Annotated in this window: 18 protein-coding genes; 8 read left to right on the top strand and 10 right to left on the bottom strand. The window is 70.7% G+C overall.

Features of this window, described 5'->3' with window-relative positions:
- Positions 1–19 precede the first annotated feature (19 nt).
- The gene (locus tag H288_RS0111880) at positions 20–304 is read left to right on the top strand and encodes a DUF1150 domain-containing protein (protein ID WP_020092805.1); all 285 of its coding nucleotides are present in this window, start codon (positions 20–22) and stop codon (positions 302–304) included.
- Positions 305–345: 41 nt separating this feature from the next.
- Here the strand turns inward: H288_RS0111880 and H288_RS0111875 are convergent, their stop codons facing one another.
- The gene (locus tag H288_RS0111875; RefSeq protein ID WP_020092804.1) at positions 346–1,113 is read right to left on the bottom strand and encodes an alpha/beta hydrolase; all 768 of its coding nucleotides are present in this window, start codon (positions 1,111–1,113) and stop codon (positions 346–348) included.
- A 107-nt stretch (positions 1,114–1,220) separates the two neighbouring features.
- Here H288_RS0111875 and H288_RS0111870 point away from each other — a divergent pair, with 107 nt between their 5' ends.
- From H288_RS0111870 to moeB, 3 genes are all read left to right on the top strand, one after another.
- Positions 1,221–2,507 carry a glycosyltransferase family 4 protein gene (locus H288_RS0111870; RefSeq protein ID WP_020092803.1) on the top strand — a complete coding sequence of 429 codons (1,287 nt, stop codon included), beginning with the start codon at positions 1,221–1,223 and terminating at the stop codon, positions 2,505–2,507.
- Between the two features lie 200 nt (positions 2,508–2,707).
- The gene (infC, locus tag H288_RS0111865; protein ID WP_020092802.1) at positions 2,708–3,229 is read left to right on the top strand and encodes a translation initiation factor IF-3; all 522 of its coding nucleotides are present in this window, start codon (positions 2,708–2,710) and stop codon (positions 3,227–3,229) included.
- 304 nt (positions 3,230–3,533) lie between these two features.
- On the top strand, positions 3,534–4,319 hold the full coding sequence (gene moeB, locus H288_RS0111860) for a molybdopterin-synthase adenylyltransferase MoeB (protein WP_020092801.1): 786 nt from the start codon (positions 3,534–3,536) through the stop codon (positions 4,317–4,319).
- On the opposite strand, the gene H288_RS0111855 is transcribed toward moeB, so the two are convergent.
- The 5 genes from H288_RS0111855 to rpmI form a co-directional block, all read right to left on the bottom strand.
- On the bottom strand, positions 4,308–5,189 hold the full coding sequence (locus H288_RS0111855; protein ID WP_020092800.1) for a DUF1186 domain-containing protein: 882 nt from the start codon (positions 5,187–5,189) through the stop codon (positions 4,308–4,310). The two genes, moeB and H288_RS0111855, sit on opposite strands and share 12 nt — an antisense overlap.
- Before the next feature lie 9 nt (positions 5,190–5,198).
- A complete protein-coding gene (pheT, locus tag H288_RS0111850; RefSeq protein ID WP_020092799.1) occupies positions 5,199–7,625 on the bottom strand; it encodes a phenylalanine--tRNA ligase subunit beta in 2,427 nt (808 codons plus the stop codon).
- A gap of 67 nt (positions 7,626–7,692) precedes the next feature.
- Positions 7,693–8,775 carry a phenylalanine--tRNA ligase subunit alpha gene (gene pheS / locus H288_RS0111845; RefSeq protein WP_020092798.1) on the bottom strand — a complete coding sequence of 361 codons (1,083 nt, stop codon included), beginning with the start codon at positions 8,773–8,775 and terminating at the stop codon, positions 7,693–7,695.
- Positions 8,776–8,931: 156 nt separating this feature from the next.
- Positions 8,932–9,309, bottom strand: a complete 378-nt coding sequence (gene rplT / locus H288_RS0111840) for a 50S ribosomal protein L20 (protein ID WP_012320099.1) — start codon at positions 9,307–9,309, stop codon at positions 8,932–8,934.
- A gap of 51 nt (positions 9,310–9,360) precedes the next feature.
- Complete coding sequence (rpmI, locus tag H288_RS0111835) at positions 9,361–9,564, bottom strand: 50S ribosomal protein L35 (protein ID WP_007561407.1); 204 nt, start codon at positions 9,562–9,564, stop codon at positions 9,361–9,363.
- A gap of 465 nt (positions 9,565–10,029) precedes the next feature.
- Between rpmI and H288_RS0111830 the strand changes: the two genes are divergently transcribed.
- From H288_RS0111830 to dapE, 3 genes are all read left to right on the top strand, one after another.
- Entirely contained in the window at positions 10,030–11,160 is a 1,131-nt protein-coding gene (locus H288_RS0111830; RefSeq protein WP_026604868.1) for a glycosyltransferase family 4 protein, read from the top strand.
- A 148-nt stretch (positions 11,161–11,308) separates the two neighbouring features.
- The gene (locus tag H288_RS0111825; RefSeq protein ID WP_020092796.1) at positions 11,309–13,654 is read left to right on the top strand and encodes an amylo-alpha-1,6-glucosidase; all 2,346 of its coding nucleotides are present in this window, start codon (positions 11,309–11,311) and stop codon (positions 13,652–13,654) included.
- 80 nt (positions 13,655–13,734) lie between these two features.
- On the top strand, positions 13,735–14,913 hold the full coding sequence (gene dapE, locus H288_RS0111820; RefSeq protein ID WP_020092795.1) for a succinyl-diaminopimelate desuccinylase: 1,179 nt from the start codon (positions 13,735–13,737) through the stop codon (positions 14,911–14,913).
- Here dapE and truA read toward each other — a convergent pair.
- The 4 genes from truA to recR all read right to left on the bottom strand — a co-directional run bounded on the left by truA (position 14,895) and on the right by recR (position 18,039).
- Positions 14,895–15,656 (bottom strand): tRNA pseudouridine(38-40) synthase TruA, encoded by a 762-nt coding sequence (gene truA, locus H288_RS0111815; RefSeq protein ID WP_020092794.1) that lies wholly within the window; start codon positions 15,654–15,656, stop codon positions 14,895–14,897. The two genes, dapE and truA, sit on opposite strands and share 19 nt — an antisense overlap.
- A 220-nt stretch (positions 15,657–15,876) precedes the next feature.
- Positions 15,877–16,806 (bottom strand): methionyl-tRNA formyltransferase, encoded by a 930-nt coding sequence (gene fmt / locus H288_RS0111810; protein WP_020092793.1) that lies wholly within the window; start codon positions 16,804–16,806, stop codon positions 15,877–15,879.
- 7 nt (positions 16,807–16,813) lie between these two features.
- A complete protein-coding gene (def, locus tag H288_RS0111805; RefSeq protein WP_020092792.1) occupies positions 16,814–17,329 on the bottom strand; it encodes a peptide deformylase in 516 nt (171 codons plus the stop codon).
- Positions 17,330–17,433: 104 nt separating this feature from the next.
- On the bottom strand, positions 17,434–18,039 hold the full coding sequence (gene recR, locus H288_RS0111800) for a recombination mediator RecR (RefSeq protein ID WP_020092791.1): 606 nt from the start codon (positions 18,037–18,039) through the stop codon (positions 17,434–17,436).
- 415 nt (positions 18,040–18,454) lie between these two features.
- Between recR and H288_RS0111795 the strand changes: the two genes are divergently transcribed.
- Complete coding sequence (locus H288_RS0111795; RefSeq protein WP_020092790.1) at positions 18,455–20,074, top strand: phosphoenolpyruvate carboxykinase; 1,620 nt, start codon at positions 18,455–18,457, stop codon at positions 20,072–20,074.
- The last annotated feature ends 37 nt before the right edge of the window (positions 20,075–20,111 follow it).

The raw sequence follows: 20,111 nt of genomic DNA, 5'->3' as shown, positions 1-20,111 counted from the left end.
GCCACCCCAGGAGGGCTTTATGACCGATCTGAATCCGTCTCCTCTGACCCCCGCCGATCTCGATCCGGCCGATTTCCAGCCGGCCGATCTCGCGGCGCTGGGCGAGGGGCACATCGCCTACGTCCGGCCGATCCGGTCCGACGAGGTCCGCCGCTTCTTCCCGCAGGCCCCCGAGCTGACGCCCGGCCTCGACCTGTTCGCCCTGCTCTCGGCGAGCGGCGCGCCGATCATGCTCGCCGATTCGCGGGACGTCGTGCTGGCCAACGCCGCCGCGCACGACCTGCAGCCCGTCAGCCTGCATTGACCCTGCACCCGACCCGCTGAGAGGCCTGGCCGGGAGACCGGTCAGGCGATCTCGGCCACCGCCGCCACGAGCCGCGCGATGTCCTGCGGCCGCGACAGGCGGTGGTCGCCGTCGGCGATCAGTGTCAGCACCGTCCCTTCGGCCGGCAGGCGGTCGAGGATTCGCAGGGCGTGCGTGTAGGGGACGTCGGTGTCCCGCATGCCCTGGAGGATGTGCACCGGGCAGCCCGGATCGACTTGGCCGCCCAGCATGCAGTGTCGGCGGCCGTCGTCGATCAGGGCCCGCGTGATCGGGTCCGGCTCCGGCGCGTAGTCGCTGGGCTTCCGGAGTACGCCGTCGCGGATTAGCATGGCGCGCGCCGCCTCGCTGAGGCGGTTCCAGATCAGCTCCTCGGTGAAGTCGAGGGCCGGCGCGATGAGCACCAGCCCCGCCGTGGCCTTCCCGCGCGCGGCCCGGTCGCGGGCCCCCAGGCAGGCGATCCAGCCGCCCATCGACGAGCCGACGAGCACCGGCGCCTCCGTCACGTAGGCCGCCAGGACCGCCTGCGCGTCCTCGAGCCACGACGAGATGGTGCAGTCCGTGAACGTGCCGCCCGAGGCACCGTGCGCGGCGTAGTCGAACCGCACGAGCGCCCGGCCCGTCCGTTCGGCCCAGGCATCGAGCGCCGTCGCCTTGGTCGCGGTCATGTCGGAGCGAAAGCCGCCGAGCCAGACCACCGGCGGCCCGCCGCCCGCGCGCACCCGCACGGCGATGCGGCGGGCCTCGTCGCCGATGCCGACGGTCAGGAACTCGGGGGCCGTATCCGTCATCGTTCTCTCCGGTATCCCTGTCTCGACATGGAAGAAGTCCGGTCCTGAACGGTTCGGCTTCAACTCTCGTTTACCGGACCGTAAAGCCCGGCGGCGATGCTGGATCAATGGCAGCGAGCATTTGGCAGATACCGGCCGGGGGCCTGCGCGTCCTCGCCGAGGGCCCGCGAACGGGCGACGGACCCCACGCCCTGTCGGGTTTCCCGGCGGAGGTCGGGGCGCTGGCCGGCGCCCGCATCCTGCAGATCATCCCCGAACTCGATGCGGGCGGCGCCGAGCGTACCACCGTCGACGTCGCGGGCGGCCTCGCGGCCGTGGGCGCCCGCGCCCTGGTGGCGACCGAGGGCGGACGGCTCGTCGGCGAGTTGCAGGCCAAGGGCGGGCACTGGCTCCGATTCCCGGCCGCGTCGAAGAACCCGGCCTCGATGGCGGTGAACGTCCTGCGGCTGATGGCGCTCTGCCGCCGCGAGAAGGTGCAGATCATCCACGCCCGCTCCCGCGCGCCCGCCTGGGTCGCCCTCGGGGCGGCGCGCCGGCTCGGGCTCCCGTTCGTGACCACCTATCACGGCAGCTATTCCGGCCGGACCGGCGTGAAGGTCCTCTACAACTCGATCATGGCCCGCGGCGACGTGGTGATCGCCAACTCGCACTACACCGCGGACCTGATCCACCGGTTGCACGCCGAGCAGGCCGGCGACCGCGTGCGGGTCATCCACCGCGGCACCGACCTCGCGGTGTTCAACCCGGTGGCGGTCGGGGCCGCCCGGGTCGAGGCGCTGCGCCGGAGCTGGAACGTGGCGCCGCACGAGCGGGTGATCCTGCTGGCCGCCCGCCTCACGGCATGGAAGGGCCACCGCGTGCTGATCGAGGCCGCCGCGCGGATGCGCGATCGCGGCGTCCCGGACCTGGCCGTGGTCCTCGCGGGGGACCCGCAGGGCCGCGCCGCCTACGAGCGCGAGCTCGACGCGCTGATCGCCGCGCGCGGGCTCGAGGGCATCGTCCGCAGAGTCGGGCACTGCACCGACATGCCGGCGGCCTTCCGCGCCGCATCGGTGGTGGCGGTGCCGTCCGTGGAGCCCGAGGCCTTCGGCCGCTCGGCCGTCGAGGCGCAGGCGCTCGGCGCACCCGTGGTCGTCTCGGATCTCGGAGCGGTGCCGGAGACGGTGCTGGCACCGCCCGAGACCCCCGCCGGCCAGCGCACCGGATGGCGCGTGCCGCCCGGCGACCCGGCCGCGCTCGCCGCCGCTCTGACCGAGGCCCTCTCTCTCGGCGCGAGCGCCCGCGACGCCCTCGGTCGGCGCAGCCGCGCGCATGTCGAGGCGCACTTCTCCCTGGAGCGGATGGTCGGCGACACGCTGGCGGTCTACGCCGAGCTGCTCGGCCGTTCGACCTGAGGGCATCGGACTCGAATCGCGACGCGGCGGCCGATTATTTCCGGCGTCGCGATGGTAGCCGGTTGACTCTGGCCGCGGTTCCACCAACGTTGTATGTCCGGATGAGACCGGAGCGGCTGGCGGTCAGGAGATCTTCCTGAAGATCCGCCGTTTCGCCGTTGCAGCAGGAGACCTAAGCCATTCGTAGACCGATGAGAGCCATGCCGGCCCCGCAGAAGGACGGGCCGCGCGCCAACCGCGACATTCGCGGTGTGCGGGAAGTGCAGCTGATCGACGACACCGGGCAGAACCGCGGCGTCGTTCCCTTCTTCGACGCCCTCAATCTGGCCGAGGAGGCCGGTCTCGATCTCGTGGAGATCGCGCCGAACTCCGTGCCGCCCGTCTGCAAGCTGCTCGATTACGGGCGCTTCCGCTTCAACGAGCAGAAGAAGCAGAACGAGGCCCGCAAGCGGCAGAAGACCGTCGAGGTGAAGGAGATCAAGCTCCGCCCCGGCATCGACAAGCACGACTACGACACCAAGATGAAGTCGGTGCACCGCTTCTTCGAGGAGGGCGACAAGGTCAAGGTGACCCTGCGCTTCCGCGGTCGTGAGATGGCTCACCAGGACATCGGTCTGCGCCTCCTGGAGCGCGTGAAGAGCGAGACCGCCGAGATCGCCAAGGTCGAGAGCGAGCCGATGCTCGAAGGCCGGCAGATGATCATGATCCTCGCGCCGCGCTGAGCGGCCCGGATCCAGAGACGCGAGACCCGCGCCGCCTCCTCACCGGGGCGGCGTTTCGCGTACCGAGCCCTCGAACAGCGGATCTTGAGGGGGGCTAAATCGCTTCCTGCTGATCACCGCACCACCGTCTCTGCGAGCGGAGCGAAGCCACCCAGTGTTGCGCTGCGCTGAGAGACGTCCCGCTGACCTGGGTCGCTTCGCTACGCTCGCGATGACGAGGTCGAAGCGTCGGCCGAGATTCCGACGAGCCTTCGAGACGCGCCCGATCCTTCCATGCGCGGCCACGGCAGTCTATGGGCAGGCCATGGCTCTCGCTCCCGATGAGATCGAACGCTACGCCCGCCACCTCGTCCTCGCGGAGGTCGGCGGTCCCGGTCAGGCCCGGCTCAAGGCCGCCCGGATCCTCGTCGTCGGGGCGGGCGGCCTCGGCGCGCCGCTGATCCAGTACCTCGCCGCCGCGGGGATCGGCACGATCGGCCTCGTCGACGACGACACGGTCTCCCTGTCGAACCTGCAGCGGCAGGTGATCCACGGGACGTCGGATCTCGGTCGGCTGAAGGTCGAGAGCGCGGCCGACGCGGTGGCGCGCCTCAACCCGCACGTGTCGGTGGTCCCGCACCCGTTCCGGATCGACGCGGACAACGCCGTCGACCTGATCGCCGGCTATGACCTCGTGGCGGATGGGTCCGACAATTTCGCCACGCGCTACGCGGTGTCGGACGCCTGCTTCCGGGCGCGTCGGCCGCTGGTGACCGCGGCTCTGGGCCGCTTCGACGGCACGCTGACCACGATCCGGGCCCACGAGACGGGGCCCGACGGGACGCCGAACCCGACCTATCGCTGCCTCTTCCCGAACCCGCCGCCGCCCGGCAGTGTGCCCGCCTGCGCGGAGGCCGGCGTGCTCGGCGCGCTCGCCGGCGTCATGGGCTCGCTGATGGCCATGGAGGTGATCCGGGCCGTGGCGGGCTTCGGCGAGCCCCTCGTCGGGCGCCTCCTCATGGTCGACGCCCGCGCCATGCGGTTCGAGACCCTGAGCTACGGCTGGGATCCCGAGAACCCGCTCAGCGGCAGCGGCGCCTCAGCGGCCTAGGGGTTCCGGCGGCATCCAAGGCCCCTCCGCCTCCGCCTTGCCGAGGCAGCACTTCTTGAACTTCTTGCCCGAGCCGCAGGGGCAGGGATCGTTGCGGCCGACATCCTTGAACGGGTTGCGCTGCGGCTCGCCCGCGCCCTCCTCGGCCCAGTCGAGAGCCTCGACCGGATCGTCGAGGTAGCCGTACTGGTAGGGCCCGAGCCGGTCCCGGTCGTCCGGCTTGGTCTCGGCCTTGCGCAGGGCCTCCTTGAACCAGTCGGCGTCGCTGATCTCGTCGGTGAGCCGTCCGTCGGCGCGGGCCGCGGCCGCGCGGGGCGCGAGGTCCCGGAAGCCGAGATGCGCGATCGTCTCCTCCCAGCCGACCCAGGCCGGCCCGTCCTCCACGGCGGCCTGCGCGTCGTCGAAACGGACCAGCAGGTCGTGCATCGCGGCCCGGTCGATCCGTCCCTCCAGGGTCAGGAAGGTGCAGGCGCACATCAGCGCCATGCGCGCGTGATCGTCGACCGTGCTGTCCAGGATCAGGCGGAACAGCGGCTGCGGATCGCCGTCGAACAGGCTCGCCACGACCTTGGCCAGCGTCGCCGTGACGGCGTCCCCCAGCACCGCGTCGAGGGTCTCCTCATCGTGCCGGAGCAGCCTGAGGAGCGGCGCGAGGGCGCGCGTGTCCCGGGCATGGGCCATGACGTGCAGGCCCCAGAACAGGAGGTTCGTCTCCTCCGCTGCCAGCTCGCGCCCGTCGGCGGCCGCCTCCAGCAGCGGCAGCGTCGCCTCCGCGACGGCGGCGGGGTGGTTCAGGGCCTCCCGCAACGCCGCCTTCGGCCGGTACTCGGCCGCCGCGAGGTCGTCGATGAGCAGGGCGATCCGGTCCATGGCGGCGCCTCAGGCCCGGAGCGTCGCGCCCGTCTTGCGGGTGACCTCGGCGACGATCCTGGCGCTCACCGCCTCGATCTCCGCGTCGGTCAGGGTCCGCTCGACGGGCTGGAGACGCACCGCGATCGCCACCGACTTCGCGCCGTCCGGCACGCCCGGCCCCTCGTAGAGGTCGAACACATCGACACCCGTCACCAGCTTGCGCTCGGCGTTCTGGGCGGCCTTGACGATGTCACCCGCCGGCACGTCGCGGCCGACCACGAAGGCGAAGTCCCGCGACAGCGGCTGGAATTCCGACAGTGCCAGGGCGGCTTTGGCCTTGGTCGGCTTGAGCTTGGGCAGGGGCAGGGCGTCGAGGACGATCTCGAAGGCCACGAGCGTTCCCTTCAGGTCGAGGGCCTGTAGCGTTCGCGGATGCACCTCCCCGAACCAGCCGATCTCCGTCTTCGGACCGAAACGCAGCGTGCCGGAGCGGCCGGGATGCAGCCAGGACGGGCCGCCGGGCGTGATCTGGAGGCCGCCGGTCGGCACGACCAGGCTGCCGAGCAACGCGATGGCGTCCGCCTTGGCGTCGAACGCGTCGACGGTCGCCGCCGTGCCGTCCCAGTGCCGCCCGGCGCCGGCCAGGGTCGCGCCGCCGCGGCGGACCGCCGCCGCGCGGACGGTCTGGCCTTCCGGTACGTCCGAGGCGAAGCACTGGCCGACCTCGAACAGGGCGGCGTCCGGGTAGCCGCGGTCGGCATTGCGTTGCGCCGCGCGCAGGAGGCCCGGCACCAGGCTCGGCCGCATGTCGGACAGCTCCGAGGCGATCGGGTTGGCCAGCACCAGGTCGGCCCCGCCGCCGCCGAACAGGACGGCGTCGTCGTGCGGCACGAACGACCACGTGACCGCCTCCATGAGGCCGCGGCTCGCCAGGGCGCGCTTGGCGAGGCGGGTCCGCTTCTGCATCACGGTGAGCAGCGGGCGGCCGATCCCGGCGAGCGGCGGCAGGGGCTCGGCCGCGATCCGGTCGAGCCCGGCGATGCGGACGACCTCCTCGACGAGGTCGGCCTTGCCCTCGACGTCGGGCCGCCAGGACGGGGGCAGCACCGTCACCCGGTCCCCGGTGCCGGAGACGTGGAAGCCCAGCGTCTCGAGGATCTGCTGCATCTCGGTGCGTGGCACGTCCAGTCCGGCGAGGCGGCGGACCTCGGTCCAAGGGAAGTCGATGCTGCGCCGGGATTCGGGCGGCGCGCCGGCGACGTGCGCCTCGGTCGGCGTTCCGCCGCAGAGATCGACCACCAGCCGCGTCGCGAGGTCGAGGCCGGGAACCGTGAAGGCCGGGTCGACGCCCCGCTCGAAGCGGTAGCGCGCGTCGGTGATGATGCCGAGCCGTCGGCCCGACTGGGCGATGTTGGTCGGGTCCCACAGGGCCGACTCGATCAGCACGTCCACGGTGCCGGCGTCGCAGCCCGACGCCTCGCCGCCCATGATGCCGGCGATGGATTCGACGTCGTTCGCGTCGGCGATCACCACGGTGTCGTCGGTCAGCGTGTGGGTCCGGCCGTCGAGGGCGCGCAGGCTCTCGCCCGCCCGCGCCCGCCGCACGGTCAGCGTGCCGGCGACTTTGGCAGCGTCGAAGACGTGCAGTGGCCGCCCGCGGTCGAAGGTGACGTAGTTGGTGATGTCGACGAGACTGTTGATCGGCCGCAGGCCGATGGCGCGCAGCCGGGCCTGCATCCAGGCCGGCGACGGGCCGTTCCGGACGCCGCGCACGAGCCGCAGGGCGAACATCGGGGCGAGGTGCCGGTCGGCCGGATCGAGGGCGAGCTCGACCGCGACCGCGACCGGGCAGGGACCCTCGCCGCGCAGGCCCGGCAGCGTCTCGCCCTTGAGCGTGCCGAGGCCGGCCGCCGCGAGGTCGCGGGCGATGCCGTGGACGGAGGTGCAGTCCGGACGGTTCGGCGTCAGGTTGATCTCGATGACCGGATCGTCGAGCCCGGCGTAGAGCGCGTAGGCCTGGCCGACCGGCGCGTCGGTCGGGAGTTCCAGGATGCCGTCGTGGTCGTCGCCGAGGCCGAGCTCGGCGCCCGAGCACAGCATGCCGTGGCTCTCGACGCCGCGGATCGTGCCCACCGACAGGGTGATGTTCTTGCCCGGGACGTAGGTGCCGGGCGGCGCGAAGACCGAGACGAGGTCGGCCCGGGCGTTCGGGGCGCCGCACACCACCTGCACGGGGGTGCCCGTGCCGGTGTCGACCGTGCAGACCCGGAGCCGGTCGGCGTTCGGGTGCTGCTCGGCCGTCAGGATCCGGGCGATCACGTAGGGCCTGAGCGCGGCGGCCTTGTCCTCGACGCCCTCCACCTCAAGGCCGATCCGCGTGAGCGTCTCGGCGACGGTGTCGAGGGAGGCCTCGGTGTCGAGGTGGTCCTTGAGCCAGGAGAGGGTGAATTTCATGATGGACCTTCGAGAGCCCGGTATCGGCTCGACCGTCGGAGGAACAGGATCGCGGGGCCGGGGCGGCTCAGCTCGTGAGGCCGCCCACGAGGCTCGGCACGTCGAGCGGGCGGAAGCCGTAATGGTCGAGCCAGCGGACGTCGGCCTCGAAGAACGGGCGCAGGTCCGGCATGCCGTATTTCAGCATGGCGATGCGGTCGATGCCGACACCGAAGGCGAAGCCCTGCACGGCGTCCGGGTCGAGCCCGCAATTGCGCAGCACGTTCGGGTGGACCATCCCGCAGCCCAGGATCTCCAGCCAGTCGTCCCCCTCGCCGAAGCGGATCTCGCCGCCCTTGCGCGAGCACTGGATGTCGACCTCGGCGGAGGGCTCGGTGAAGGGGAAGAAGGACGGGCGGAAGCGCATCTTCACGCCGTCGACCTCGAAGAACGCCTTGCAGAACTCCTCCAGCACCCATTTCAGGTTGGCGATGTTGGCCGCCTTGTCGATCACCAGCCCCTCGACTTGGTGAAACATCGGCGTGTGGGTCTGGTCGGAATCGTGCCGGTAGGTCCGCCCCGGGATGATCACGCGGATCGGTGGCGTCTGCGCCCGCATGGTCCGGACCTGTACAGGCGAGGTGTGGGTGCGCAGCACCTTGCGCTGCCCGTCGCGGTCGGGCGCCAGGAAGAAGGTGTCGTGCATCTCGCGGGCCGGGTGGCCGGGCGGGAAGTTGAGCGCCGTGAAGTTCAGCTCGTCCGTCTCGATGTCCGGACCCTCGGCGACCGCGAAGCCCATGTCGGCGAAGATCGCGGTGATCTCGTCGATCACCTGGGAGATCGGGTGGATCCGGCCGCGCACCTCGGGGGCCTCGCGGACCGGCAGGGTCACGTCGACCCGCTCGGAGGCGAGGCGGGCCTCCAGGGCGGCCTCGGCGAGTTCGGTCTTGCGGGCGGTGACGGCGCCCTGGACCCGGTCGCGCAGCCCGTTGATCAGGGGCCCGCGCTCCTTGCGCTCGTCCGGCGTCATCGACCCGAGCGTCTTCAGCAGATCCGAGACGCTGCCCTTCTTGCCGAGCGCGGCGACGCGGACCGCGTCGAGGGTGGCCTCGTCGGAGGCCGCGCTCACCTGGGCCAGGAGGTCGCGTTCCAGGGTGTCGAGATCGGTCATCGCTGTCTTCGAGCAGGGTTGGCGGAGTCGGCCGTCGGGCCGTGCTCTCGCGCGTTGCGGGCGCCGGCGCAAGCGCGAGGCGCGGGACCTCGTAAACGACGAAGGCGCGGCTCCCTGGGGAACCGCGCCTTCCGTCCGTCTCGCCTCAGGCCTGGATCAGGCGGCCTTGGCGGTGTTCTGCGGCAGCGCGGCCTTCGCCTTCTCGACGACGGCGGCGAAGCTCGCCGGCTCGTGGATCGCCAGCTCCGACAGGGCCTTGCGGTCGACGACGATGCCCGACTTCGCCAGGCCGTCGATGAAGCGCGAGTATGTCAGGCCGTGCTCGCGGACCGCCGCGTTGAGGCGCTGGATCCAGAGGGCGCGGAACGTGCGCTTCTTGTTCTTGCGGTCGCGGTAGGCATACTGCATGCCCTTCTCGACCGCCTGCTTGGCGATGCGGATCGTATTTTTGCGCCGGCCGTAATAGCCCTTGGCGGCCTTCAGAACCTTCTTGTGCTTCGCGTGACTGGTCACGCCGCGCTTGACGCGGGCCATCGGTTATCTCCTGGATTCGACGAAAGACAGTGGCAACGGGTGTTGAAGGACTTACCGCGCGTTCGGCAGGAAGTACTTCTTCACGTTGGCGGCATCGCCCTCGAACAGGGTCGTGGTGCCGCGCAGGTTGCGGATCTGCTTGGTCGTCCGCTTGATCATCCCGTGGCGCTTGCCGGCCTGGGCGTACATCACCTTGCCGGTGCCGGTGATCTTGAAGCGCTTCTTCGCGCCCGATTTCGTCTTCAACTTGGGCATTTGGCTCTCCGTTGCGCGAAATGATCCCGGACCGACCCGGGAGGATCGGATGGGGTTCGCGCGCTGATGCTTCTGGTGGAGCAGCACGAGCCGCCACGGCAGCCCTATCGGCCGGGCGGTTCGACGCGGGGCGGCTTATGACAGAAAGCTGACGCGGCGGCAACGCCCGCGGATCGGAGCACGAGATCGAGATCCGGGGGAACGCGTCGCCGGGCTCCGGCGTATCGAGCCCTGGGACCGGGCCCCTCTGCACACACCCGCGCCGGCGAGCCGGCAACGGCGGGGCAGCGGCCGTTTCGCCCGTGCTGATTCGGAGGAATTCGGGGACGGCTTGCGCGCCGCACAAAACGGCGAGGGACAGCGGGTGCGCCAGGAACCATAACCTTAGCCGTCGGTTTCATTCATGTCCCGCTCAGGCCGGCAGGGTTAGACCCCCCGTCAAATTGGCCAACCAGGAGACACTTCGTGCGCATTGCCCAGATCGCTCCGTTGTCGGAGGCCGTCCCTCCGAAGTTCTACGGCGGCACCGAGCGCGTCGTCAGCTGGATTACAGAGGAACTGGTTCGCCAGGGCCACGAAGTCACGCTGTTCGCGAGCGGTGACTCCGAGACGACTGCCAAGCTCGCGGCCTGCACGCCCGAAGGCCTCCGCCTGCTCGGCTACCGGGATCACACGGCCAGCCACCTGGCGATGCTGCATCAGGTGCACCGCCGCGCGCACGAGTTCGACATCCTGCACTTCCACATCGACCTGCTTCAGTACCCGATGTTCGAGGATCTGAACCATAAGTGCATCACCACGATGCACGGTCGCCTGGACGTGCCGGACTTCATGCCGGTCTACCGCACCTTCACGGGCATGCCGCTGGTCTCGATCTCGGACAACCAGCGCCTGCCCATGCCGCCGACCTCGAACTGGCTGGCGACGATCCATCACGGCCTGCCGGCCGAGAACTGCCCGTACTACCCGGACGCCAAGGGCGGCTACCTAGCCTTCCTCGGCCGGATCTCGCCCGAGAAGCGGCCCGACCGCGCGATCGAGATGGCGATCCGTTCCGGCACGCCCCTTAAGATCGCCGCCAAGGTCGACAAGGCCGACCAGGATTACTGGGACGAAGTCATCGAGCCGATGATCCATCACCCGCTGATCGAGTACATCGGCGAGATCAACGAGGAGCAGAAGAAGGACTTTCTCGGCAATGCCCTGGCGCTCGCCTTCCCGATCGATTGGCCCGAGCCCTTCGGCCTCGTGATGATCGAGGCGATGTCGGCCGGCACCCCGGTGATCGCGTTCCGGAACGGCTCCGTGCCGGAGGTCATCAAGGACGGCGTGGGCGGCGTTCTCTGCGAGAACATGGACGACGCCGTGGCCGCGGTCGCCAAGGTCAAGACCATGAGCCGCGCCGGCGTGCGCCGCCACTTCGAGAGCGCCTTCACCGCCGAGTGCATGGTGAAGAAGTACGTCGCCGCCTACGAGGACCTGCTCGCCCGCGGCGCCGACGTGATCAAGCTGCCGAAGTCCGGCTTCATGCCGCAGTACGGCGAGGTCAACGGCTCCGCGCGTCCGGCGATCCCGGTCGCCGCCATGCCGGCCTGAAAGCCGGCACCGGGCTTGCGAGGCGGGGCCGGCTCGGCCTAGCGTCTTAAAGGCGACTCATCCGTAGGGTGAACAAGGGCTGCTGCATCGAAGGGATGCAGCAGCCCTCTCGATTCGCACCCCTCACTTGCACCCGGAGATGCCCTGCATGGCGGCGGACAACACGGCAGCGGCCCACGATGCGAAGGCCCGGACCGCGGCGAGCGCCGGAAGCGTGGCGCACGGATTCCAGGACGCGGACGACGTCCTCCCGACCTATCACATCGAGGCGCAGACCTCCCTGGTCGAGCGGCCGCTGCGCTCGCTGAAGTTCGGCGAGGCCTTCGGCGTCCTCGATTCCTACGGCGACATCGGCGTCCAGCCCGGGCCGGAAGGCCTCTATTTCCAGGACACGCGCTACCTCTCGCGCCTGGAGGTGACGGTCGAGGGCCAGCGCCCGCTGATGCTCTCCTCGGTGATGCAGGACGATAACGGCGCCCTCAGCGTCGACATGACGACGCCCGACATCCGCATCGACGCCCACGACGAGACCTCGATCCCCCGCGAGACGATCGCGATCGAGCGCACCAAGTTCCTGTTCCGCGGCGCCTGCTACGACCGGATCGGCCTCCGCTCCTACGATTCGAAGCACCGGCGCCTGCGCATCGCCGTCACCTTCGACGCGGATTTCCGCGACCTCTTCGAGGTTCGCGGGACAGATCGACAGGAGCGCGGCAAGCGCGGCGTGCTCGTGGCGAGCGACCGCGAGGTGCAGTTCCGCTACGTCGGCCTGGACGAGATCGTCCGGACGACCTCCCTGCATTTCGGCCCGAAGCCCGATTCGATCGAGCCCGGCAAGGTCGTGTTCGACGTGTCGCTCCCGCCGGAGGGCCGGACCTCCCTGTTCATCCGCGTCACCTTCGAGGCGCACCGGGCCTTCACCAAGCCCCCGACCGACACGATGGTCGGCGAGGACGCGGCCGCCAAGCTGACGCTCGCCGCCAATGCCGGCGGTGCCCGGCGCGAGCCGAAGGATCTCGGCGAGGGGACGATCTTCGCCCGCGCCTACCGCGATTCGCGGCGCGACCTGCGGGCGCTGACGGCGGGCATCACCACGATCATCTCGTCGAACGACCAGTTCAACGAGGGGCTGTGCCGGGCGACCGCCGACCTCTACATGCTCGCGAGCCGAACCCCGGAGGGCATCTACCCCTTCGCCGGCATCCCCTGGTACTCCACGGTGTTCGGGCGCGACGGCATCATCACCGCGATGATGGCGCTCTGGATCGACCCGAAATTCGCCCGGGGCGTGCTGCGCTACCTCGCCTCGACCCAGGCCAAGGCGGTCGATCCGGCCGCCGACGCGCAGCCCGGCAAGGTCCTCCACGAGACCCGGCGCGGCGAGATGGCGATGCTCGGCGAGGTGCCGTTCCGGCACTATTACGGCACCATCGACGGCACGCCGCTCTTCGTGATGCTGGCCTGGGAGTACTACGCCGTCACGGGCGACCTCGAGACCGTGCGGGCGATCTGGCCGGCCCTCGAACTCGCGCTCGAATGGATGGACCGCTACGGCGACCGCGACGGCGACGGCTTCGTCGAGTACGCCCGCGACACCGACAAGGGTCTCGAGAATCAGGGCTGGAAGGACAGCCACGACTCGATCTTCCACACCGACGGTCACCTGGCCAAGGGCCCGATCGCCCTCTGCGAGGTGCAGGGCTACGTCTACGCCGCCAAGAACGGCATGGCGAAGCTCGCGGCGCTCCTCGGCCACGACCCGATGGCGGAGCGCCTCACCCAGGAGGCGGCGAGCCTGCGCGAGCGGTTCGACGCGGCGTTCTGGAACGAGGAGATCGGCACCTACGCGCTGGCGCTCGACGGCGCCAAGAAGCAGTGCGCGGTGCGCTCCTCCAATGCCGGCCACGCCCTGTTCACCGGCATCGCCAAGCCGGAGCGGGCGGCGCGGGTCGCCGAGACGCTGCTGTGCAAGGACGGCTTCAACGGCTGGGGTGTGCGCACGATCGCCAAGGGCGAGGCGCGCTACAACCCGATGTCCTACCACAACGGCTCGATCTGGCCGCACGACAACGCGCTGATCGCGATGGGTCTGGCGCGCTACGACCGCAAGCACGAGGCCGCGCGCATCTTCCAGGGGATGTTCGACACCTCGCTCTACCAGGACCAGAAGCGGCTGCCAGAGCTGTTCTGCGGCTTCATGCGCCGCAAGCAGCGCGGCCCCGTCTCGTACCCGGTCGCCTGCAGCCCGCAGGCCTGGGCGGCGGCGGCGCCGTTCGCGTTCCTGGCGGCCTGCCTAGGCCTCGAACTGGACCACGAGCGCAACCGTGTCCGGCTCAAGAACCCGATCCTGCCGGGCTTCCTCGACGGGGTGACGCTCTACAACGTCAAGCTCGGCGGCTCGCGCCTGGACATCCGGTTCCAGCGCTATGACGACGACGTCACCGTGTCGGTGCAGCGCCGCCACGGCGACGTGCAGGTCGTGGTGACCAAGTAGGGCCCGGGACGGGAGTTCCGGGGCGGCCCGCTTCGGGTTAAGCGGGCCGCGCGGCACGTCGCGCCGCCGAGGACGGGTTCATGCCGGCAGATCATCACGCCCCCGACGCGGCCCTGCGCCTCGCGCAGGACCTGATCCGGTGCCGGTCCGTGACGCCGGAGGATCGGGGCGCCCTCGACGTCGTCGCCGACGCGCTCCGGCCGGCCGGCTTCGCGGTCGAGCGGCCGGTCTTCTCGGAGCCCGGCTACCCCGACACACCGAACCTCTACGCCCGCGTCGGGCGGGACGGTCCGTGCCTCGTCTTCGCCGGTCACACCGACGTCGTGCCGGAGGGCGAGGGCGCGTGGCGCCACGATCCCTTCGCGGGCGCCGTGGCCGACGGGATGCTGTACGGGCGGGGAGCGGCCGATATGAAGGGCGGCGTCGCCTGCATGCTCGCGGCGACCCTCGCCTTCCTCGACCGGCGCGGCGCCGATTTCGGCGGCTCCATCGCGTTCCTGATCACCGGCGACGAGGAGGGACCGGCGGTCAACGGCACCGTGAAGCTCCTCGACTGGGCGCGGCGCCGGGGCGAGCGGTTCGACCACTGTGTCCTCGGGGAGCCGACCAATCCGGGCCGGCTCGGCGAGATGATCAAGATCGGCCGGCGCGGGTCGCTGACCGGCAAGCTCACCGTTCTCGGCCGGCAGGGCCACGTCGCCTACCCGCACAAGGCCGAGAACCCGATCCCGGGCCTGCTGCGCCTCGCCTCGGCGCTGGTCGCCGAGCCGCTGGATCGCGGGACGGCGCATTTCGACGCCTCGAACCTCGAATTCACCACGATCGACGTCGGCAACCCGGCCACCAACGTGATCCCGGCGACCGCCCGGGCGACCTTCAACGTCCGCTTCAATGACGACTGGACGGCCGAGAGCCTGGGCGAAGAGATCCGTCGGCGCCTGGAGCAGGCGGCCGGGAACGCGGTGCGCTTCAGCCTGGATCTGCAGCCCTCGAACGCGCCGGCCTTCCTGACGCGGCCGGACGCCTTCGTGACGCTGGTCGCGGAGGCGATCCGGGCCGAGACCGGCCTGACCCCGACGCTCTCCACGACGGGCGGCACGTCGGATGCCCGCTTCATCAAGGATGCCTGCCCGGTGATCGAGTTCGGCCTCGTCGGCGAGACCATGCACCAGACCGACGAGTGCGTGGCGGTCGCCGACCTAGAGCGGCTGACGGCGATCTACGGGCGCGTGCTCGACGCCTACTTCCCCGGTTCGTAGTCGACGCCCACGAAGGTCAGCCCGGCGGCCGGGGCCAGCGGCCCGCACCGGCGCTTGTCGCCCGAGGCCAGGATAGCGGCGACCGCGTCCGCCGAGAGGCGGCGGCAGCCGGCGAGCATCAGCGTGCCGACCATCGCCCGCACCTGATGGTGCAGGAACGAGCGCGCCGACGTCGCGACAACGATCTCGTCGTGGAGCGCCATCGGCGTGCGGCCCACGTCGAGCTGCTCCAGCGTGCGGATCGGGCTGTTCGCCTGGCACTCGGCGGCCCGGAAGGCCGAGAAGTCGTGGCGGCCGACGAGGCGCTGGGCGGCTTCGTGCATGAGTGCCGCGTCGAGGGGCCACGGCACGTGCCAGACATGGGCGCGCGTCAGCGCCGCGGGGCTGCGCCGATTGAGGATGCGGTAGCGGTAGTGCCGGCGGATCGCCGAGTGGCGGGCGTCGAAGCTCTCCGGCACGGTCTCGGCGGACAGGATCGCCACCGGCTGCGGCCGCAGATGGGCGTTCAGGGCGTCCCGCACCGTGTCGGTCCGCCAGTCCTTGGCGAGGTCGAGATGGGCGACCTGATGGATCGCGTGCACGCCGGCATCGGTCCGGCCCGCGCAGGTGAGCCGGGCCTCCTCGCCGGAGAAGCGCGTGACCGCCGCCTCGATCGCGCCCTGGACCGTGGGATCGTCCGCCTGCCGCTGCCAGCCGCAGAACGGACCGCCGTCGTACTCGATGACGAGCTTGTAGCGGGGCATCAGCCGGCCCCCTCAAGGTCTCTCGATAGCGCTCCGATGTTCGATCTCGCGATACGGCACAGAGCTTCGGAAAGCTGCGCGCGCGATCGTTTCTGCGAGCGTGCCGAAGCGATCCGGCGTCGCGCCGAGCCTCGCCAGGGTGCGCTGCCCTGGGTCGCTTCGCTGCGCTCGCGATGACGGGTCGGGCCGCGCGCCGAATGCCGTGAACGGGCGACGCGCATCAGCCGAGGCGGGCGCCGGGCGTCAGGCGGGCGCCGCGGACGAACTCGGCCCCGCTGGCGCTGCCGCCCTTCCCGGCGCGGCGCAGCTCCAGGAGCCGGACGGCGCCGTCCCCGCAGGCGACGGTGCCTTCGGAATCGCGCAGCGTGCCCGGCGCGCCCGAACCCTCCGCCGGGGCGGCGCGGAGCACCTTCACGCGCTCGGAGCCCTTGCCGAGATCGACCTCGAAGAAGGCACCGGGGAACGGCGACAGCCCGTTGATCCGGTTGGCGACCTCGGCCGCCGGGCGGAACCAGTCGATCCGCGCCTCGTCGTTGGTGATCTTATGGGCGTAGACGATTCCGTCCTCCGGCTGCGGCGCGAAGGTCAGCGTGCCCGCGTCCAGCGCCGCGAGGGCCCGCGCCATCAGGTCGGCGCCGAGGGGCATGAGCGCGTCGTGCAGGGCGCCCGCCGTCATGCCCGGGGTGATCGGCAACCGCGCCTCGAGGGCGACCGGGCCTGTGTCGAGACCGGCCTCCATCCGCATGACGCCGACGCCGCTCTCGGCGTCGCCCGCCATCACGGCGCGCTGGATCGGCGCCGCGCCGCGCCAGCGCGGCAGCAGGGATCCGTGCAGGTTGAGACAGCCGTACCGCGGCGCGTCGAGGATCGCCTGCGGCAGCAGCATCCCGTAGGCCACGACGACCGCGACGTCCGCCCGGTGCGCCGCGAAGGTCTCGGCGGCTTCGGGCGTGCGGAGCGTCGCGGGCGTCAGGACCGGCGCGCCGAGCGTGTCGGCGAGCGCGTGGACCGGGGAGGGGCGCAGGCTCATGCCGCGGCCGGCCCTGGCGGGCGCGCGGGTGTAGACCGCCGCGATGTCGTGCCCGTCCTGCGCGAGCCGCGCGAGCGTCGGCACCGCGAAGTCCGGCGTGCCCATGAAGACGACGCGCATGGCCGGCTCAGGCCGCGTCGCGCTTGGCCGCCTTGGTGAACTTCTTGATCACCCGGTCGCGCTTCAGCTTCGACAGGTGATCGATGAACAGCACGCCGTTCAGGTGGTCGATCTCGTGCTGGATGCAGGTCGAGAGCAGGCCGTCGGCCTCGATCTCCTGCTCCTTGCCGTCGAGGTCTCGGAACTTCACGCGCACCCGGTCCGGGCGCTCGACCTCGGCGTAGTAGTCCGGGATCGACAGGCAGCCCTCGTCGTAGACCCGCTTCTCCTCGGACGACCAGACGATCTCGGGATTGATGAAGACTCGCGCGTCGCGGACGCCTTCCTCCTTCGACGTGTCGATCGTCACGACGCGCTTCGCCACGCCGATCTGGATCGCCGCCAGCCCGACGCCAGGAGCGTCGTACATCGTCTCGAACATGTCGGCGACGAGGGTCCGGATCTCGGCGGTAATCGGCCCGACCGGTTCGGAGCCCAGGCGCAGGACGGGATCGGGAAGGATGACGAGCGGGCGGATGGTCATGGCGGGAACCGGCAGGGAAGGCGCCGGCACGGGTCCGGGCTCACCGTCGAATAGGATGCGGCCGAGGACCGGTCAAATACCGGTTCGCGACCTGTCGCCGGCCCTCAGAACACCGTCCGGCTGCGGATCGCCGCCGAGAGCGTGCCCTCGTCGAGGTAGTCGAGCTCGCCGCCGACCGGCACGCCGTGGGCGAGGCGCGTGACCTTCACGTCGCAGTGCCGGATCGACTCCGTGACGTAGTGGGCGGTGGTCTGGCCGTCGACGGTGGCGTTGAGCGCCAGGATGACCTCGGTCACCTCGGGCCGGGCCACGCGCTCCACGAGGCTCGCGAGGTTCAGGTGCTCCGGACGGACGCCGTCGAGCGCCGAGAGGACGCCGCCGAGCACGTGGTAGCGCGCCTTCACGGCCCCGGACCGCTCCAGCGCCCAGAGGTCGGACACGTCCTCCACCACCACGAGCGTCGTCGGATCCCGCTCGGCGTCGCGGCAGATCGTGCACGGGTCGGAGGTGTCGACGTTCCCGCAGCTCGTGCACACGATGATGCGGTCGGCCGCCACCCGCATCGCGTCGGCGAGGGGCCCGAGCAGCGTGTCGCGCTTCTTGATGAGCTGCAGGGCAGCCCGCCGCGCCGAGCGCGGTCCGAGGCCCGGCATGCGGGCGAGGAGCTGGATCAGGCGCTCGATCTCGGGGCCGGCGACGGCTTGGGGCATCGTGCCTCTGGGGCGAGGAAGGGGCTGCGGATCGGGACGGGCATAGACGGCGCCGGGCGCCGCGCAAGGGTCCGCGCGCCGATGCGGTCCATCGTATGTGGTATATGGGTATTCCGACGCCGCTTCGCCGGTGGCATTATGCTGCACGACGAACGGAACTGCTTACAGACCTGGGTTCCTGAGTCCACGACTGTGGTCTAACCTGTTTGTACACGTTGCGGGCTCCCGGCGGAGCCCATTATGACAGCGAAGCTTCGCCGCCTACGCGTGAGTGGGATGGCGAGCGGCCGGGAACGGAGAACCTGCGTGCGGCGGTCCTGTACGACCGCACGGACGTCTCCCGGGCAAACCCGGACGGCGGTGCCGTCCGGCTCAGTCGCGTCGACGGTCGAACAGGGGCCCGGGAGATACGATCATGACCAACATCGGTGATCACAACGCGGCCCACGGCGCCGAGGCGGCGGGCTTCCGCGACCTCAAGGCCGTCCACTGGAATTTCGAGGCCCCGCGCCTCTACGAGGAGGCCCTGTCCCGCAAGGAGGCGCAGCTCGCCCGCGGCGGCGCCCTCGTCGCCACCACCGGCAGCCATACCGGCCGCTCGCCCAAGGACAAGTTCGTGGTGCGCGACGCCGGCACCGAGAACGAGGTCTGGTGGGACAACAACGGCGCCATCACGCCCGAGCAATTCGAGACCCTGCGCCAGGACTTCCTGAAGCACGCCGAGGGCAAGGAGCTGTTCGCCCAGGACCTCTACGGCGGCGCCGATCCGGCCTACCGGGTCAAGGCCCGGGTCTTCACCGAGTTCGCGTGGCACTCGCTGTTCATCCGCAACCTGCTGATCCGTCCGGACCGCTCCGAGATCGCGTCCTACGTGCCGGACATGACGATCATCGACCTGCCGAGCTTCCAGGCCGATCCCGCCCGGCACGGCTGCCGGTCGAAGACCGTGATCGCCATCGACTTCTCGAAGAAGCTCGTGCTGATCGGCGGCTCCGCCTACGCGGGCGAGATGAAGAAGTCGGTCTTCACCTACCTGAACTACATCCTGCCCGGCCAGGGCGTGATGCCGATGCACTGCTCCGCCAACGCGGCGCTCGATGCCGAGGGCGGCTCGGCGATCTTCTTCGGCCTCTCGGGCACCGGCAAGACGACGCTGTCGAACGACAGCTCCCGCCAGCTGCTGGGCGACGACGAGCATGGCTGGTCGAACGAGGGCATCTTCAACTTCGAGGGCGGCTGCTACGCCAAGACCATCCGCCTCTCGCGCAACGCCGAGCCGGAGATCTACGCCACCACCGAGCGCTTCGGCACGGTGATGGAGAACGTGATCATCGATCCGGTCACCCGCGCACCGGATTTCGACGACGCGTCGCTCACCGAGAACACCCGCTGTGCCTACCCGCTGGACTTCATCGCCAACGCCAGCGCCTCCGGCCGGGCCGGGCATCCGAAGAACATCGTCATGCTGACCTGCGACGCCTTCGGGGTGATGCCGCCGATCGCCAAGCTCACCGGCGCCGAGGCGATGTACCACTTCCTCTCGGGCTACACCGCCAAGGTGGCCGGCACCGAGCGCGGCCTGACCGGGCCCGAGGCGACCTTCTCGACCTGCTTCGGCGCGCCGTTCATGCCGCGGCATCCGAGCACCTACGGCAACCTGCTGCGCGACCTCATCGCCAAGCACAGCGTCGATTGCTGGCTGGTCAACACGGGCTGGACCGGCGGCGGCGTCGGCACCGGCCGGCGGATGCCGATCCGCGTGACGCGCCGCCTGCTGAGCGCCGCCCTCGACGGCTCGCTGGCGCAGGCCGAGTTCCGCCGCGACCCGTATTTCGGCTTCGCGGTGCCGGTCTCGGTTCCGGGCGTCGAGCCGCACATCCTGACGCCGGTGAAGACATGGGCCAACAAGGGCGCCTTCGTGGAGACGGCGGCGCGGCTCGTGAAGATGTTCGACGACAACTTCAAGCGATTCGAGGCCCATGTCGACGCCGACGTGCGCGCCGCCGGGCCGACCGCGCAGGCGATCGCGGCGTAAACAGAGAGCGGGCGGCCCGCGGGGCCGCCCGTCCCGT

Origin of the sequence: Methylobacterium sp. 285MFTsu5.1, from assembly GCF_000383455.1 — a bacterium.
GTDB lineage: Bacteria > Pseudomonadota > Alphaproteobacteria > Rhizobiales > Beijerinckiaceae > Methylobacterium.
The sequence above is the reverse complement of the archived record's forward strand: the minus strand, read 5'-3'. Positions and strand labels throughout refer to the sequence as shown.

What these genes read in the sequence shown, in the direction of transcription:
- H288_RS0111880 (WP_020092805.1), top strand. Translation starts at nt 20, where the DNA reads ATGACCGATCTGAATCCGTCTCCTCTGACCCCCGCCGATCTCGATCCG.
- H288_RS0111875 (WP_020092804.1), bottom strand. Translation starts at nt 1,113, where the DNA reads ATGACGGATACGGCCCCCGAGTTCCTGACCGTCGGCATCGGCGACGAG.
- H288_RS0111870 (WP_020092803.1), top strand. Translation starts at nt 1,221, where the DNA reads ATGGCAGCGAGCATTTGGCAGATACCGGCCGGGGGCCTGCGCGTCCTC.
- infC (WP_020092802.1), top strand. Translation starts at nt 2,708, where the DNA reads ATGCCGGCCCCGCAGAAGGACGGGCCGCGCGCCAACCGCGACATTCGC.
- moeB (WP_020092801.1), top strand. Translation starts at nt 3,534, where the DNA reads ATGGCTCTCGCTCCCGATGAGATCGAACGCTACGCCCGCCACCTCGTC.
- H288_RS0111855 (WP_020092800.1), bottom strand. Translation starts at nt 5,189, where the DNA reads ATGGACCGGATCGCCCTGCTCATCGACGACCTCGCGGCGGCCGAGTAC.
- pheT (WP_020092799.1), bottom strand. Translation starts at nt 7,625, where the DNA reads ATGAAATTCACCCTCTCCTGGCTCAAGGACCACCTCGACACCGAGGCC.
- pheS (WP_020092798.1), bottom strand. Translation starts at nt 8,775, where the DNA reads ATGACCGATCTCGACACCCTGGAACGCGACCTCCTGGCCCAGGTGAGC.
- rplT (WP_012320099.1), bottom strand. Translation starts at nt 9,309, where the DNA reads ATGGCCCGCGTCAAGCGCGGCGTGACCAGTCACGCGAAGCACAAGAAG.
- rpmI (WP_007561407.1), bottom strand. Translation starts at nt 9,564, where the DNA reads ATGCCCAAGTTGAAGACGAAATCGGGCGCGAAGAAGCGCTTCAAGATC.
- H288_RS0111825 (WP_020092796.1), top strand. Translation starts at nt 11,309, where the DNA reads ATGGCGGCGGACAACACGGCAGCGGCCCACGATGCGAAGGCCCGGACC.
- dapE (WP_020092795.1), top strand. Translation starts at nt 13,735, where the DNA reads ATGCCGGCAGATCATCACGCCCCCGACGCGGCCCTGCGCCTCGCGCAG.
- truA (WP_020092794.1), bottom strand. Translation starts at nt 15,656, where the DNA reads ATGCCCCGCTACAAGCTCGTCATCGAGTACGACGGCGGTCCGTTCTGC.
- fmt (WP_020092793.1), bottom strand. Translation starts at nt 16,806, where the DNA reads ATGCGCGTCGTCTTCATGGGCACGCCGGACTTCGCGGTGCCGACGCTC.
- def (WP_020092792.1), bottom strand. Translation starts at nt 17,329, where the DNA reads ATGACCATCCGCCCGCTCGTCATCCTTCCCGATCCCGTCCTGCGCCTG.
- recR (WP_020092791.1), bottom strand. Translation starts at nt 18,039, where the DNA reads ATGCCCCAAGCCGTCGCCGGCCCCGAGATCGAGCGCCTGATCCAGCTC.
- H288_RS0111795 (WP_020092790.1), top strand. Translation starts at nt 18,455, where the DNA reads ATGACCAACATCGGTGATCACAACGCGGCCCACGGCGCCGAGGCGGCG.